The sequence below is a fragment of the Streptomyces sp. NPDC047085 genome (assembly GCF_040643735.1).
GTDB lineage: Bacteria > Actinomycetota > Actinomycetes > Streptomycetales > Streptomycetaceae > Streptomyces.
Window position 1 is genome coordinate 268,341 of record NZ_JBEYUW010000010.1, and the last position, 13,747, is coordinate 282,087.

At 68.0% G+C, this 13,747-nt stretch carries 11 protein-coding genes and 4 pseudogenes; 8 read left to right on the forward strand and 7 right to left on the reverse strand.

Annotation, left to right across the window (positions count from 1 at the left end; all coding sequences use genetic code 11):
* Positions 1-530 precede the first annotated feature (530 nt).
* Positions 531-3,617 carry an FG-GAP-like repeat-containing protein gene (locus ABZ865_RS30095; protein WP_361237080.1) on the forward strand — a complete coding sequence of 1,029 codons (3,087 nt, stop codon included), beginning with the start codon at positions 531-533 and terminating at the stop codon, positions 3,615-3,617.
* A gap of 29 nt (positions 3,618-3,646) precedes the next feature.
* Here ABZ865_RS30095 and ABZ865_RS30100 read toward each other — a convergent pair whose 3' ends face one another.
* On the reverse strand, positions 3,647-4,492 hold the full coding sequence (locus ABZ865_RS30100; RefSeq protein ID WP_361237083.1) for an IS5 family transposase: 846 nt from the start codon (positions 4,490-4,492) through the stop codon (positions 3,647-3,649).
* A gap of 99 nt (positions 4,493-4,591) precedes the next feature.
* Between ABZ865_RS30100 and ABZ865_RS30105 the strand changes: the two are divergent.
* Positions 4,592-4,813, forward strand: a pseudogene (locus ABZ865_RS30105) (IS5/IS1182 family transposase); the annotation flags it as partial.
* 75 nt (positions 4,814-4,888) lie between these two features.
* Here the strand turns inward: ABZ865_RS30105 and ABZ865_RS30110 are convergent.
* Positions 4,889-5,242, reverse strand: coding sequence for a hypothetical protein (locus ABZ865_RS30110; RefSeq protein WP_234520305.1), 354 nt, complete (start codon positions 5,240-5,242; stop codon positions 4,889-4,891).
* A gap of 141 nt (positions 5,243-5,383) precedes the next feature.
* Entirely contained in the window at positions 5,384-5,728 is a 345-nt protein-coding gene (locus tag ABZ865_RS30115) for a winged helix-turn-helix domain-containing protein (RefSeq protein WP_361237086.1), read from the reverse strand.
* A 154-nt stretch (positions 5,729-5,882) separates the two neighbouring features.
* Between ABZ865_RS30115 and ABZ865_RS30120 the strand changes: the two are divergent.
* The 3 genes and pseudogenes from ABZ865_RS30120 to ABZ865_RS30130 all read left to right on the forward strand — a co-directional run.
* Positions 5,883-6,104, forward strand: a pseudogene (locus tag ABZ865_RS30120) (hypothetical protein); the annotation flags it as partial.
* 199 nt (positions 6,105-6,303) lie between these two features.
* The gene (locus tag ABZ865_RS30125; RefSeq protein WP_361237089.1) at positions 6,304-6,831 is read left to right on the forward strand and encodes a hypothetical protein; all 528 of its coding nucleotides are present in this window, start codon (positions 6,304-6,306) and stop codon (positions 6,829-6,831) included.
* 465 nt (positions 6,832-7,296) lie between these two features.
* Positions 7,297-7,617 (forward strand): hypothetical protein, encoded by a 321-nt coding sequence (locus ABZ865_RS30130; protein ID WP_361237092.1) that lies wholly within the window; start codon positions 7,297-7,299, stop codon positions 7,615-7,617.
* Positions 7,618-7,621: 4 nt separating this feature from the next.
* On the opposite strand, the gene ABZ865_RS30135 is transcribed toward ABZ865_RS30130, so the two are convergent.
* Entirely contained in the window at positions 7,622-8,764 is a 1,143-nt protein-coding gene (locus ABZ865_RS30135) for an MFS transporter (RefSeq protein WP_361237095.1), read from the reverse strand.
* 256 nt (positions 8,765-9,020) lie between these two features.
* Between ABZ865_RS30135 and ABZ865_RS30140 the strand changes: the two genes are divergently transcribed.
* A complete protein-coding gene (locus ABZ865_RS30140; protein WP_361237098.1) occupies positions 9,021-9,410 on the forward strand; it encodes a hypothetical protein in 390 nt (129 codons plus the stop codon).
* Here the strand turns inward: ABZ865_RS30140 and ABZ865_RS30145 are convergent.
* From ABZ865_RS30145 to ABZ865_RS30155, 3 genes and pseudogenes are all read right to left on the reverse strand, one after another.
* Positions 9,346-10,134, reverse strand: a pseudogene (locus tag ABZ865_RS30145) (IS110 family transposase); the annotation flags it as partial. The gene ABZ865_RS30140 and the pseudogene ABZ865_RS30145 sit on opposite strands and share 65 nt — an antisense overlap.
* Positions 10,135-10,204: 70 nt before the next feature.
* Positions 10,205-11,163, reverse strand: a pseudogene (locus tag ABZ865_RS30150) (PP2C family protein-serine/threonine phosphatase); the annotation flags it as partial.
* Positions 11,164-11,375: 212 nt separating this feature from the next.
* The gene (locus ABZ865_RS30155) at positions 11,376-12,029 is read right to left on the reverse strand and encodes a TetR family transcriptional regulator C-terminal domain-containing protein (RefSeq protein WP_361237101.1); all 654 of its coding nucleotides are present in this window, start codon (positions 12,027-12,029) and stop codon (positions 11,376-11,378) included.
* Between the two features lie 143 nt (positions 12,030-12,172).
* Here ABZ865_RS30155 and ABZ865_RS30160 point away from each other — a divergent pair, with 143 nt between their 5' ends.
* Together ABZ865_RS30160 and ABZ865_RS30165 are read left to right on the forward strand one after the other, a co-directional pair.
* Positions 12,173-12,721: a carboxymuconolactone decarboxylase family protein gene (locus ABZ865_RS30160; RefSeq protein ID WP_361237104.1), complete on the forward strand. Its 549-nt coding sequence runs from the start codon at positions 12,173-12,175 to the stop codon at positions 12,719-12,721.
* Between the two features lie 126 nt (positions 12,722-12,847).
* Positions 12,848-13,705 (forward strand): NADP-dependent oxidoreductase, encoded by an 858-nt coding sequence (locus ABZ865_RS30165; protein WP_361237107.1) that lies wholly within the window; start codon positions 12,848-12,850, stop codon positions 13,703-13,705.
* Positions 13,706-13,747 lie beyond the last annotated feature (42 nt).

The following is a 13,747-nucleotide window of genomic DNA, read 5'->3' on the forward strand; positions in this document are numbered from 1 at the left end:
GGCATCGATTCACAGGTGCTCACGCCACGTACGCGGCAGCTGTGAGAGGGGTCACGGCGCTGGATCAGTGGCACGCGCCACCGCAATCGATCACGCTGCCCCGTGCCCACAGCGTGCCCGAGCTGAGCCCGCGAGTTCGATTCTCGTCACCCGCTCCATGCGAAACCCCGGATCAGAGGCCAGGGGGTTCCTTGTTGCCCAGCCGCAGGCCACCGTAGCCGGTCATGATCATGCTGTTATCCTCCCCTTACGCGCGTGGGGGATGCGGCCGGGGGGCCGGGGGATGCCAGGGCGTTGCCGTACGTCCCGCCATGCCTTCTTCTTGCCTTTCAGGAGGAACGGTGGCCCGACTCGGCCGACGCCGGCACAGACACAGATCGGCTCTTGGCTCACGCTCAGCACGCATCGGTGCGCCGACTACGCGTACCGCGGCCATTCTGGCGACAGCACTGACTCTCAGTCTCCCGCTCGCCGCTGCACCGTCCTCGGCGGCAGCCGCTCCGCAGTCGGCCACCGCGGCCGCAGAGGTCGTGCTGCCCGCCGCCCCGCGTGCCGTTCCCAGGGCCACGCAGATCCTCAACGCGGGGAACAGTGGCTTCCTCTGGGTCGAGGAGGGCGACGACCGCTACCTGTGGACGGACTACGCCACCGGTACCACGACCGCGCTGGAGCAGCGGCTGGACGTCCCGGTCCAGTACGACATCGACAGCGGCTCCTACCAGGAAGCCGCCTTCTTCCAGCCCGGCTACTACGGGCACGGTTCCGACACCGTCGCCCTCTACTCCAAGGACGACGACCAGGTCACGCTCCTCAAAGTCGCCTCCGGTGCCACCGCCGTCGTGCCGATACCCGACGAGTACCACAGCTATCAGGGCACCTTCGGCGACACCGTCCTCACCAGCACCGGCGGTGGAATGCCGGACGCGTACCAGTTGTGGCGCGTCCAGGACGGGGGCGGGGTCGCCGAAACGCCCGTGACCGGACTGCCGGAGGGCGCGGCCGACGTGGTGGTCCAGGACGGCGACGCGCGGTCCGTCATCGTCCGCTACGGCTCCAACCACTGGGGCATCGTCGACCTCGCCACCGGCGTGTTCAGCACGCTGCCCGACCGGGTCGACCCGGAGGACAGCTCGGAGGTGACCGGCTTCCGGCTGAGCGCCGACTCGGTGCTGCGGCTGCGCAGCGGGCGCGGCAAGGCGGACCTGTACGACCGCGACGACCTGTCCGCCACGCCCCGTACCCTCGACACGGCCTTTCTGAGCTACCAGGCCGCGTACGGGATCGTCGGCGACAAGCTGCTCGGCGTCGAGCCGATGTCCCCCGGCGACAACAAGTACCGGGGCCAGCCCCTTTGGGCCCTCGGCTCGAACGGCACGGACACCGACTCGTCCAAGGTGATGGACCCGGCCGCCGGCCAACTCGTCCAGGCGCCGGACGGCTCCGTCCTCGTGGCGGGCGCCGAGCGGTACGTCGAGCGGGGCGATCTCGACTGGGGCGTGTACCGGATCGCCCGGGCCGCCGACGGCTCGGTCACCCGCAGCCTCCTGACCGTCGTACAGCCGATGCCCGCGCAGATCCACGGGCTGTCGCTCGGCAACGGCATCCTCACCACGGCCGACAACAGCACGCTGTACGAGCCGGCCACGATCCTCGGCGCCTATCGCAGCACCTGGCTGACCACGGGCGGCACTCCGAGCGTGGCCAAATCCACCGTGGACGGGCTGGTCAGCGGGGCGGACGGCTCCTGCGACAGCACGTTCCCCCGCTGCATCCGGATGTTCGCCGACGGCACCGGCCACCATGGCCGCCGCTGGGCCACCGAGTCCGGCCTGACCATGCTGCGCACCAACGGCACCACCGGCTGGGGCCCGTCCCTCGACACGGGCGACGACAGCCCGGAACTCCGGGACCTCTCCGGGCAGTACGCCGTCGTCGACGGTGCCTCCTCCCACAAGCAGTACATCGGCGAGTTCGCCGAGGGCTCTGCAGGGAAGGTTCTGCACAAGCGCGACCGGGTCGCCGCGGCCGTCTGGGGAAACACCCTGTGGAGCGGTGCTGCCACGGGAGGCAAGGTCACGGCCACCAGGCTCCCGTCCGGCACCGCCGTGGAGTCCTTCACCACCCGCAACGGCTGCACGCCGTCCGACCTCCAGGCCGTGGGCCGCTGGGTGTACTGGACGTGTGAGGACGCCTGGGGCGACTTCCATGGCTCGGGCGTCTACGACCGTACGACCAAGCGCACCGCCACCGCCCCGCCGAGCAGGGTCCTCCTGGGTGACGGCTACCTCGTCCAGTACATCGGCGGCACCGACTCGGACAGCGGGCTCACCCTCATGGACCTGCACACCGGATTGCCGTCCAGCGGCTCCTACGCAGACCTGCCGAGCCGCAAGCTCGTCGACTGGACCGAACTGGGCCGGTACCGAGCCGGAGTCTCCGGGGTGGGCACCAGCTGGACCGTGGACCGTTTCGGCGGCGGTGTCGCCTACGCCGATGACGAGCAGCGCGTCCACCTCGTACCGACGGGTGTTCCGGCATCCGCGCTGTCGGCCATCGACTCCACCGTCAGGTCCGGGGCCGCGAGCTGGTCCGCCACCTGGTGGCTGTCGAAACCCGCCACCGCCTGGAAGGTCACCGTCCGCCACAAGACGTCCGGCGCCATCGTGCGTACCGTGTCCGGCTCGGCCGCGCGCGGTCTGCTGACAGCCGCCTGGGACGGCAAGGACTCCGTGGGCCGCCTCGTCACCAACGGCACCTACACCTGGACGCTCACCGCCCAGCCCGCCGACGGCCAGGGCGCCGCCCTCAGCCTCTCCGGCAACCTCGCGGTGACGGCCGGAGCGGCGGTACCGCGCGACTACGCGGGCAACGACGGCGTCGGCGACCTCCTCACCCTCAACTCGTCGGGCACCCTCACGATCCATCGCGGCACCGGCACGGGCACGCTGGGCAGCAAGGTCTCCGGCGCCGGCTGGCCGACCACCGCGAAGTTCGTGCCGTTCGGCGACCTCAGTGGCGACCGGTGCAACGACATCCTGGTCCGGCTGAGCAGCGGCGCCCTCCGCGCCTACCACCCCGCCTGTGGCAAGGCAGCGACGCCCTCGACGTCGTACACCTCGCTCGGTATCTCCGGCTGGGGCCAGTACGACGTGCTGACCTCGCCGGGTGACGTGAGTGGTGACGGCCGCCCGGACCTGATCGCCCGCAACGCTTCGACCGGCACGGTCTACCTGTACAAGGGCACCAGCACGGGCAATCTGTCGGCACGCGTGAAGCTGTACGACAACTGGAACACGTACAAGAAGATCGTCGGGGTCGGCGACCTGAACAGCGACGGCACCGGCGACCTCCTCGTCCAGGACAAGTCGAACAACCTCTACCGGTACGACGGCACCGGCAGCGGCACCTTCAAGGCCCGCGTGAAGGTGTTCTCGGACTGGGGCGCTTCCTACAACGCGGTCGTCGGAGTCGGCGACATCACCGGCGACGGCAAGGCAGACCTCGTCTCGCGCGACACCAGTGGCAACCTGTACCGCAACAGTGGTGACGGCAAGGGGTCGTTCGGCGGCCGTACGAAGATGACGACGGGATGGCAGGCATACAAGGCCGTCGTGTAAGAGGTCCTAGAGGGCGTCTGAAAAGCCTGTCAGCGGGCTGGTCTTGCGAGGCGGCGCACGAGGAGCATCGCCATGGTGAGGTAGATGGCGTTCTCCGAGCAGACGCGCAGGTACTCGTAGTCCTTCGACAGGCGGCGGCACCGTCCCAGCCAGGCGAACGTCCGCTCTATGACCCACCGGCGCGGGACCACCGCGAAGAGGGGCACTTCCGGAGGCGGTGTGCCTGCCTTCGCCCAGGTCGAGCGGAACCCTCCGTCGCGGCGCTGCACCACCTCCACCGTGATGCCGGTGACTTCCCGTGCCCAGTCGTGGAAGTCGGCGCCGCGGTAGCCCCGGTCCGCCCACACGTGCCGAAGGCGCGGGAAGGCATCGGCAGCCCGAGCGAACAGGACTGCAGCTCCGTCGCGATCCCCGACGCTCGCCGGGCTCACGCAGGTGACCAGGACTGTGCCGCGGGTGTCGACGAGCAGGTGGCGCTTGATCCCGCTGACCTTCTTGCCGCCGTCGTACCCGTGCAGGCCGCCGCGCTCACTGGCCCTAACGCTTTGACTGTCCACGATGGCCGCGCTGGGAGTGAGATCTCGACCGAGCTGCACCCGCTCGCGTTCGCGCAGCGCCGTCAGCATCCGCTCCCACACGCCTTCTTGCTGCCACCGTCTCCAGTAGTGGTAGACGGTCTGCCACGGGGGCAGGTCGTGCGGCAGCAGTCTCCAGGCACAGCCGGCCCGCAGCCAGTACGCCAACGCGTTGATGATCTCCCGCCCTGCGTGCTTCGCCGGTCGCCCACCAGGCTTGACCGCCGGAACCAGCGGGCGGAGGATCTCCCACTCCGGATCGGAAAGATCCGTCAGGTATCGGGTACGCAGCCCGCACACTCCAGCCCCCGAAAGTGCGTCACCACCCCGCTATCAGGCGACTTGCCCGCTGACAGGCTTTTCAGACGCCCTCTAACGGCCAGTCACCGTGCTTATTAGGCCTACAGCAACAAAGTCATCCGCGCATACCTACGACGTCGCGGCATCCGGCACACCATCCCGGAGAAAGCCGACAGCCAGGCCGCCCGCCTGCGCAAAGGCCCACGCGGCGGACGGCCACCCAGCTTCGACGAAGAGCGGTACAAGAAACGCAACACCATCGAACGAGCGATCAACAGGCTCAAGCAACACCGGGCCGTGGCCACCCGCTACGACAAGCGCGGCTACGTCTACCCCGGCACAGCCACCGCAGCAGCACTCGCCATCTGGCTCCGAACATGCCCGGCCGGACAAGTCCTAGGCGACTGCGTTGCCGAACACGGCAGTGACCAGCCCGGCGTCTCGGGTGTAGACCCGCATGCGCTGCACGTTCCCGTCGGCGAGCGTGAGGTCGAATGCGGCGGTGCCCATGAAGATGTGCTTGGCCGCGGGGGCGATCGTGGTGGTGGCGAGCGGAATCGTCAACGCGTCCTTGCCGACCTTGGCCTTCCACGCGGCGTCCGCGGAGTTCGAGAGGCGCAACTCGCCCCACTGTGCCTTGATCCTGCTGTCCGGCGTGACGAACAGTGCACGTACGCGGAGTTCGACGCCCTGGTGGAAGTCGGCCACGTCCTTCGCCGGGCTGATGGGGGCCTTACGGGCAGCGGCCACCCAGCGGAAGAGCGGCGCTGTACTGCCAAAGGATGATCTTGAAGAGATTGTCACGAGCCGCATAGTCGCACCCCGCACACCTGCTCGACAAGCGACGTCAGCCGCAGGCCAAGCCCATCCCGGCCGCCGTCGTGCCGGTGGTCACACCTGTCGTGCGGCGCCTTCGATCTGCGCGTCGCCGAGCGCGGTGCGGCGATACGGCACCGCGCGGCCGGCGCGTGCCCGGGCCAGGAGCCCGGACGCCCGCAGCACGGCAAGGTGGTCGCCGACAGCGCCGGGAGCCATGCCGAGGCTGCGGGAGAGCTGTGTGGTGCTCGCGGGCGTTGCCAGTTCCGTGAGCAGTCGCGCCCGCGAGCGTCCGAGCAGGGCGGCGAGCGTGGCCCGAACGTCGAGGGAGGGAGCGGTCCGCTCCCAGAGTGTCGCGGTGCCGCGCGCCGGATAGACGAGCGCCTTCGGCCAGGGCTCGCCGTGAGACTCGACGGGCACTTCGGCAGTGAGATCGCGCGGGAACAGTGGGAACGCGAAGGACCCGGGTGGCGTCGCACCATGGAAGCGGGCGATCGCCGTGACCGTGTGTTCGTTCGCGCTGAAGTCGTGTCAGCGCATGGGGTGTTTCCCGAAGCTGGACGAGATCCCGGATATGGTCGTCGACTTCGTCCGTCGCGCGGTCGACCTGCCGGAAGGCACGGTGCCGAGAGCGGCGAACCGTACGGCGGAACGACAGCGAACCGTCGTACGGCAGCGGACGGGTCTGTCGTACGACAAGGCGAAGGCCCGGAAGATCGCCGAGGCGGTGATGCGCAGTGAGGCGGTCTCGAAGAACCGCCCGGCGGACCTGATCAACATCGCACTGGAGAAGGTCGTCGAACCCGGGCTGGAGCTGCCGGGCTTCACCACGCTGGACGCGCTCGCGGCGAAGGTCCGCACCGAGGTGAACGCCTCGATCTATCGGGCCAGGTACGCGTGTCACTACAAGACAGTGGTTCGCTCGCCTGGGCAGGCTGGACTTCCTCGGCGGGAGGGGGCGGCCATGCGGTCCCGCCTCATCGATGGGAGCATTCATGCGCGGTCACCCTCTGCGCGCCATCAGCAAGATCTGCCTGATCGTCGCACTGCTTGGCCTGGCCCTTCCTATGACCACGGCCAGCGCCTCCGCCGCGATCCTCCACCGGCGCACCGAACTGCTGGCGCTGAGCGGCACCTTGTTTTCCGGCCCGGAGCGGGTCGACGTCACGGGCAGTATCCGAGTCACCGTCGTCACCCGGAGCGACCCGGGCGGCGGCGGGAGCGCCGACATCACCAGCCAACTCGTGAACACCACTGGCATCGGCCAGACCAGCGGCGGCCGCTACCGCTTCGTCGGCGCGGACCACAACACCGTCGCATACCCGCCGGACCCGATCACGCCCGTGGCCGTCTTCCCCACCTTCCTCAAGATCTACCCGCCGAACCCGGTCGTCCCGCCGAACCCGGTCGTTCCGCCGAACCCGGTCCGACCCGTCAGGATTCGCACGGCCATCGCCCAGGACGGGAGCATCGACAACATCACAGCCGAAGTCTTCGAAGTCGACGAGAACCCCAACACCTGAACGATACGAGTCAACATCTCACCCCAGGACCGGGCTACCGACGAAATGTGGCGGGTGAGGTGACGGAATGCCTGTCTGGTCTTCAGCGGGCCCCGGACCGCCGCCCGCTGGAACTCGGTTCCAGCGGGCGGCAGTATTTCCGGCATGGTGTCTCAGGAGGGAACTCGCAGCACGGCCACCCTGGAACCGGCATGGGCCACAGGCGAGCCGACCCCCGCAGTCCGCGGGGCCGGTTAGCGATCTTCGCCGCCGCCTCGCGACTGCGGTTGGCGGCATCGGCACGACTGTCACAGCCATCGGTGGTGCACAGATCGGTATGCGCAACCGCCGTTGAGTCCTGGGGCGCAGGACCCGCACACCGCGAGCGTGCGCCGGGCCCTCAAGGCGCCGGACGATACCGCCACGGCCCTCACCTGGCCCCGAAACCCGTCGTGACCGCATCACGGTGCTGCCACACTCGCGCCCATGAGCGACGACAGCGCCAAGAGCCTCGACGGAGCCATCAGCACCGACGTCAACGCCATCACCTACGAAGTGATGGACTGGGCGACGGAGGCACTGCCGGCGCACGTACCGGCGGACCACCTGAAGAAGCTGAAGCCGGCCGCGGGCGAGCATCTCGCGGCGATGCTGACGACCGCCTATCTCGGCATCGTTCCGGTCGCCGTAGACGTCCACGGCGGCGTGGATCTCGTCTACCGCGTGGCGGACTCGCACAGCGACGCACTGCCGTCGCAGCTCGGCCGCAACGTCGGCAATGCTCTGACGGTGAGGTTCGTCATGTGATTACTCACCGTTGACTGGTCGGGTCCGTATGCGGGTTGCGTGCGGCGAGGACCGTGAACAGGGTGGCGATAACAGCAAGGGCGCCGTATCCGAGCGCGATCTGTGGTAGTGAAAAGGCGTTCGAGAGCTGACCGAAGATGAGGCTGATCAAGGCGGCGCCGCTGTAGCAGAGGAGGTAGACCGCGCTGAAGATCGGCGCCCGGTCGGCCAGGGCGCTGCCGTGCAGCAGGCCGCGGGTGGCGGCGCTGACGGCGATGCCCTGACCGACGCCGGTGACGATGGTTGCAGCGATGAACAACGGCAGTGTGCCGATGGCGATGGCTGTAACGATGCCGATCCATCCGATCAGGACGATGATCATGCCGATGCGTTGGGCTGCCGCTGGTGTGAACCGGCCGCCGATGGGAGCGCCGAGAACGCTGGGGGCCATGTAGCAGGCAAACACCAGTCCGAGGATGAGCGGGCTGCGGGTATGGAGTTGATCTTCGACCAGTGCGGGCATGAAGGACTGGTAGAAAGCCCCGGTCGCATAGGCGGTCACGAACACCACGGCCGCGACAGGGAGCAGACGCCTGACCCGAGCCGGTACGCGGACCCGGGGCCGCAGTGATCGCCACGCGCCCGGCGTCGGCTTCGCGGTCTCCGGGCTGACGACGATGAGTGCGGCAGACAGTACGAGGAGACCGGCGCAAACCAGGTAGATGAGCTCGCGTGGCCAGGGGGCGAACTGGACCAGGGCGCCGGCGGCGATGGCGCCGAGGGTGAGGCCGAGCATGGGTCCCTGGCTGGACGCGACGGAGGCCAACCATGCCGGCCTGGTGGGCGCGGCGTCGACGATGTAGGAGGTGAGGCTGCTGCTGGCCAACCCCGTACCGACGCCCATCAGGAGCCGACCGGCCAGCAGAGTGCCGATGTCGTGCACGTTCAGCAGCAGCAGACAGCCCAGCAGGAGCAGGCCGAGGCTGGCGATCGCGGTGCGCCGTCGGCCCAGATGATTGGACAGCCGTCCCAGCACCAACAGTGCGGCGATAATGCCGACGGAGTAGGTGACGAAGGCCAGCGAGATGCCGGCGTTGGTGAACCCGTCCTCGGCCCGGTAGGTGTTGAACAGGGGGATCGGTGCGGCCGACGCGGCAAACGAGGCCACCAGGGAGACGATCCCAGACGAGAATGCCAGCCGGAGCGTTGTGCCCTGGCGAGGCCGGTTGATCACTGGTGACACATCTGCGTCGTCGAGAGGGGGCGCATTCAGTCGCGACATAACGGATCAACCTCCGGTAGCTGTGCGAGTAGTCGCCGAGCCCAGGTCAGGCCGAGCATTTTTGGGCTTGGCAACCCAGTTCTCAGAGGTAACACCGCCCAAGACTGGGCTGTCAAGCCCAGTCTGCGGTATCGTGCGCCGTATGGAGGCCACGACGGGAACACGGGTTCCTCGCAAGCTCACGGACAAGGGCCAGGCGACGCGTACCCGGATCCTGGAGCATGCGCAGCTCCGTCGCGGGGTCGGCCTCAGCGGGTCGCAGCTGAACCACTACTTCCCGACGAAGGAGAGTCCGGTCCTGGCCGTGATCGCCCGGCAGGCCGATCGCGTCCTCGCGTTCCATCGCGGTGAGCGATTCGCCTCCTTCGACGATCTCGACGCGTTTCGGGAGTGGGCGGATTTCTACGTCGGCTACGAGCGCGCCTACCAGGAAGGCTGCAGCCTCGGCTCCCTGGTCAGCGAGATCTGCCGATGCCGGGCAGGGACTGGATCACCTCGGCGAGTTCGTGCTCGCGAAACCGGCCCTCAATGAGTTTGCCCGTCTCGGAGATCTTCTCGTTGAGGCCCGTCACCTCCTTCGTGAAGGTGAGCACCATCTTCGCGATGGCCGTTTCACCCGCGACCGCGGTGTGCTGCCGCTCGGCGGCTTCCACGGCCTTCGTCGCCAGTGCTTCGGCTCCGCGGACCTTGCGGTTGCGCAGCCAGGTGATCAGCCGACGCTGACCGGTGCGCCGAATCGCAGCCGGGGTCTGGTAGCCCGTCAGGAGGATCAGCGATGCTGGTCAGCAGCGGTCTGAGCCTATTGATGGTGCGGGTGCGTTCGGCGCCAGGTCGACGCGGCGGTCGGTCAGCAGCCGCAGTTCCACGGTGGCGTCGTCGTCAGGGCGGATCGGCTGGAGGTCACGCCGCATCCTGGCCTGGTCGGCGATAACGCGGGCGTCCCGGGCGTCGGTCTTGCCCTGGCCGCGATAGCTGTCCGAGGCCCGGTTGACCGCGATGCCGGGGATATAGACCAGCTCCTGGCCGTGATTGACCAGCAGCGCGATCAGCAGGGCTGGCTCGCCGCCGGTCATGTCCAAGGCCCAGGTGACGGCACGGCCGTCGGCAAGGTCAAGTACGTCACCGAGGAGCTTCATCAGCAGCTCGGGCTCGTCGTTGGCCACCCGTCGCGACAGCAGCGTGTCGCCCTGGTTGTCGAGGACCAGGCAGTGGTGGTGGGTCTTGCCGCAGTCGTTCCCGGCCCATATACGGCTCACCGTGCTCCAGCTCGTCGTGCGTGCAGTGCGTACCACGGACGAGCTCGCCGGTATTGCTCTACACAGCGACCTATTCGCAGTTCCCAATCGGCGGCCGAGTCGTCGTGGGGAGTTGGGCGGCCAAGCACCAAAAGCCATGCGCTGCAGCCGGATGAGAGCCACACCCGACTCCCCTGGGCGCCACAACCCTACGAATGGCTGGGGCAGCCCCACGAAGAAGGTAGAGCCGGATGAGCCGTAGCCGGATCGGGCCGGCGCCGTGGTGGATAGCATTGGTGACCAGTTCGCTGATGATCAACTCCGTGGTGGGCACGAGCTGCTCCAGGTCCCCATTCGCTGAGTTGATGGGCGGCCAGGTGCCGGGCGGCGCTGACGACCGCCGGCTCGGTGGGCAGGTCCCAGGAGGCAATGTGGGCCGGCTTGAGTGTGTGGATCCGGGCGAGGAGCAAGGCGACGTCGTCAGATGTTGCCTGAGTCGGCACGGTTTCCATCACTGAGGAGCACAAGTCTTCCAAGGGCGGTGTCGAGGCGGTGCATGCCGACTTCGATGTCGTCGTCACGGGATTCGACCAGGCCGTCGGTGTAGAACGCGAGCAGGCTTCCTTCGGGCAGTTCCACTGGGGCTCCGGTGGGCAGGTCGGGGAAGGTGACCTGGCCTTGTGCGTCGACTATCGCGGGCGGGGGTGCCCGGCCCGTGCCATCGTGCACTGCCGGGTGGCCGGGTCGTAGACGGCGTACACACAGGTCGCGCCCGTAATCGCGGGGATCTGATCAGGGGCGTCGTCCGACCACATCACCGACGACGAGGGCCACCCGGGCACAAGGCAGCGGGATCACATCAAACCAGTCGCCTCCGACACCGGCGTCCGTGTCGGCCGGCAAGTAGCGCCCGGCCGCCTCGACGGCGACGCCGCCCCTCAAGCGGTGCGGGAGCAGGTTGCGCTGGAGGGCGAGGGCCGTGCTGCGTTCGCGAGTGTACTGGCGGGCGTTGTCCAAGGACAGCGCGGCCCGGGTGACCAGTTCCTCAGCCCGGGAGACGCGCCGTACCCGCCTCCCGGGACGTCGCCGCGGATGGGGCCGCGACCTTGCTGAACGACAAGCCGCACAACCGCGGAGATCTGCACGCACCACGACGGTCTCGCGCGCCCGCCTCATGAGTCGGATGCCCGACTGCCGCATGGGTCCGCCGTCGAGGAGACGACCCTTCTCGCGTTCGATGGGCCGTCTCAGACCGTCGTCGGCTAGCGAACCTGCAGTACGTCGACTTCGGGAGACCTCACGAAGGTCTGCACGTAGTCGATGGCTGCCTGCAACGCGTCCTTCAGCGGGGTGATGTCCCGAGCGACCTGAGCGAGGAGGCTGCCGCCCTGGAATGCGGAGAGAAGTAGATTGGCCAGCTGCGTCGGATCCGCGTCAGTGCTGATGCGGCCGAGTTGCTGCATGTGCCGGAGCCCCTCGCGGAAGATGTCCCGCCACTGATCGAACGCACTTGCGAGCTCATCGTGAACGTCAAGGTCAGTCTTGATGATCTCGCTCGCGAGGGAGCCGAGGCTGCAGCCTTCCTGGTAGGCGCGCTCGTAGCCGACGTAGAAATCCGCCCACTCCCGAAAAGCGTCGAGATCGTGGAAGGAGGCGAATCGCTCACTGCGATGGAATGCGAGGACGCGATCGGCCTGCCATGCGATGACCGCCAGGACGAGACTCTCCTTGGTCGGGAAGTAGTGGTTGAGCTGTGACCCACTGACGCCGGCCGCGCGACGGAGCTGCTCGTTGTTCGTCGCGTGGACACCCTTCGTGTAGATGAGTTCCGCGGCATGCTCCAGGATCCGGGTACGCGTCGCCTGGCCCTTGTCCGTGAGCTTGCGAGGCACCCGAGCTCGTGTCGTGGCTTCCATACGTCGCACGATACCGCAGGGTGGGCTTGACAGCCCAGTCTTGGGCGGTGTTAGCTCTGAGAAGTGGGCTGACAAGCCCAAAAAATGCCCGGCCTGACCTGGGCTCGGCGACTACTCGCACGCCTACCGAAGGTTGATTCGCTATGTCACGACTGAACGTTCCCTCTTCCGACGATGTCCCCGCGGGAGCGCAAGGCATCCTCGACAACATCGGCGGACAGCTCGGCTTCGTCCCGAACATGTTCAAGACCATCGCGTCGAACCCGACCGTTCTTGACGCCGTCGTGACGCTGCAGAGCACCATGAGTCGCGTTCTGGACGCGAAGACGCGGCACACCATCGCGCTCGCGGTCTCGGAGGCCAACGGTTGCGCTTACTGCCTGGCGATTCACACGTACGTATCGTCCGAACTCAGCGGAATGTCGAGCGACGACATCGACCTGGCTCGCGCCGGGAGCTCGGTCGACCCCAAGCGCGCCGCAGCCGCTCGCTTCGCTCAACGGGTGGTCGAGAGCCGCGGGCGAGTCAGCGACGCAGACCTCGCGGCTGTGCGCGGCGCCGGCTACACCGACCCGCAGATCTTGGCGATCGTCACGGTCGCAGTGCAGGCCCTGCTGACCAATTTTCTCAACAACGTCAACGAGACCGACATCGACATCCCCTCCGCCGGCTCGGTCGGCACGCCCGGTTGAGCGCCGAAACCCCAGACTGAAGATATGACGGCCGGCCTGTACCTACCGTCGGCCGGACCGACTGAAGGGATAACCATGAAGGCAAGCGGAGTGTCCTGACCCGATGCGGACGTCGTCCTCCTGGAGGTGCCTGAGCCGCCGGCTCCTGGTGCTGGTCAGCTTCAGCTGGAGGTGGAGGCGGCCGGTGTCGGTCCGTGGGATCGGTTGCTGAACGGTGCGGGCTGGGATGTGGGGCTGCGTCCGCCGGCGGCGCTGGGTGTAGAGGGCGTGGGCCGGGTTGTGGCTGTGGGTCCCGACGTCGAGGGCTTCGCTGTCGGCGACCGGGTGCTTGCGCATGAGGCCCCGTTGCCCGGTGGCAGCGGCTTCTGGGCTGAGCGGGTACTGATCACTGCGGCCAGTGCTGCGTTCTGCCCGGCGGGGCTGGATCCGGTGCAGGCGGGGGCGCTGCCGGTTGCCGGGCTCACGGCGTACCAGTCGCTGGAGGCGCTGGGGCTCAGCCAGGGGCAACGGCTTCTGATCACCAATGGTGGTGGGGCGACCGGTGTGCTGGCGTTGCAAATTGCTGCTGCTCGGGGGATCGAGGTGACGGTGACGGCGTCCGCTTCGGCTGCTGAGCGCCTGCGTGGTCTGGGTGCGTTGGAGGTCGTCGACTACCACGACTCGGATTGGGCGGGTCGGGTTCGTGGTGGGTTCGATGGTGCGCTGATCGCTGCTGGTGGTACGGCGCAGGCCGCGCTGTCGCTGGTGCGGGACGATGGGCGTCTGGTGTCGCTGACCTCGGACGCGCCAGAGGGAGAGCGTGGTATCACCAGCACGGACCTCTACGTCCGACCTGATGCCGCTCAGCTAGCCCATCTGGCGGAGGCGGTTGTGGAAGGGAAGCTGAAGCAGAACGTGGAAGCGCTCCCGTTGAGTGAGGGGCCGGCCGCTTTCGCCCGGGTGTCCGCCGGGCAGGCCGGCGGCAAGAAGATCGTGCTCACCTGAGCGCATCCACGACGCCAGTGTCGTCCGGCCCTGACACCGCGT

Coding starts and splice junctions, on each gene's coding strand:
- ABZ865_RS30125 (WP_361237089.1), top strand. CDS start 6,304: ATGCGCGGTCACCCTCTGCGCGCCATCAGCAAGATCTGCCTGATCGTC.
- ABZ865_RS30130 (WP_361237092.1), top strand. CDS start 7,297: ATGAGCGACGACAGCGCCAAGAGCCTCGACGGAGCCATCAGCACCGAC.
- ABZ865_RS30140 (WP_361237098.1), top strand. CDS start 9,021: ATGGAGGCCACGACGGGAACACGGGTTCCTCGCAAGCTCACGGACAAG.
- ABZ865_RS30155 (WP_361237101.1), bottom strand. CDS start 12,029: ATGGAAGCCACGACACGAGCTCGGGTGCCTCGCAAGCTCACGGACAAG.
- ABZ865_RS30160 (WP_361237104.1), top strand. CDS start 12,173: ATGTCACGACTGAACGTTCCCTCTTCCGACGATGTCCCCGCGGGAGCG.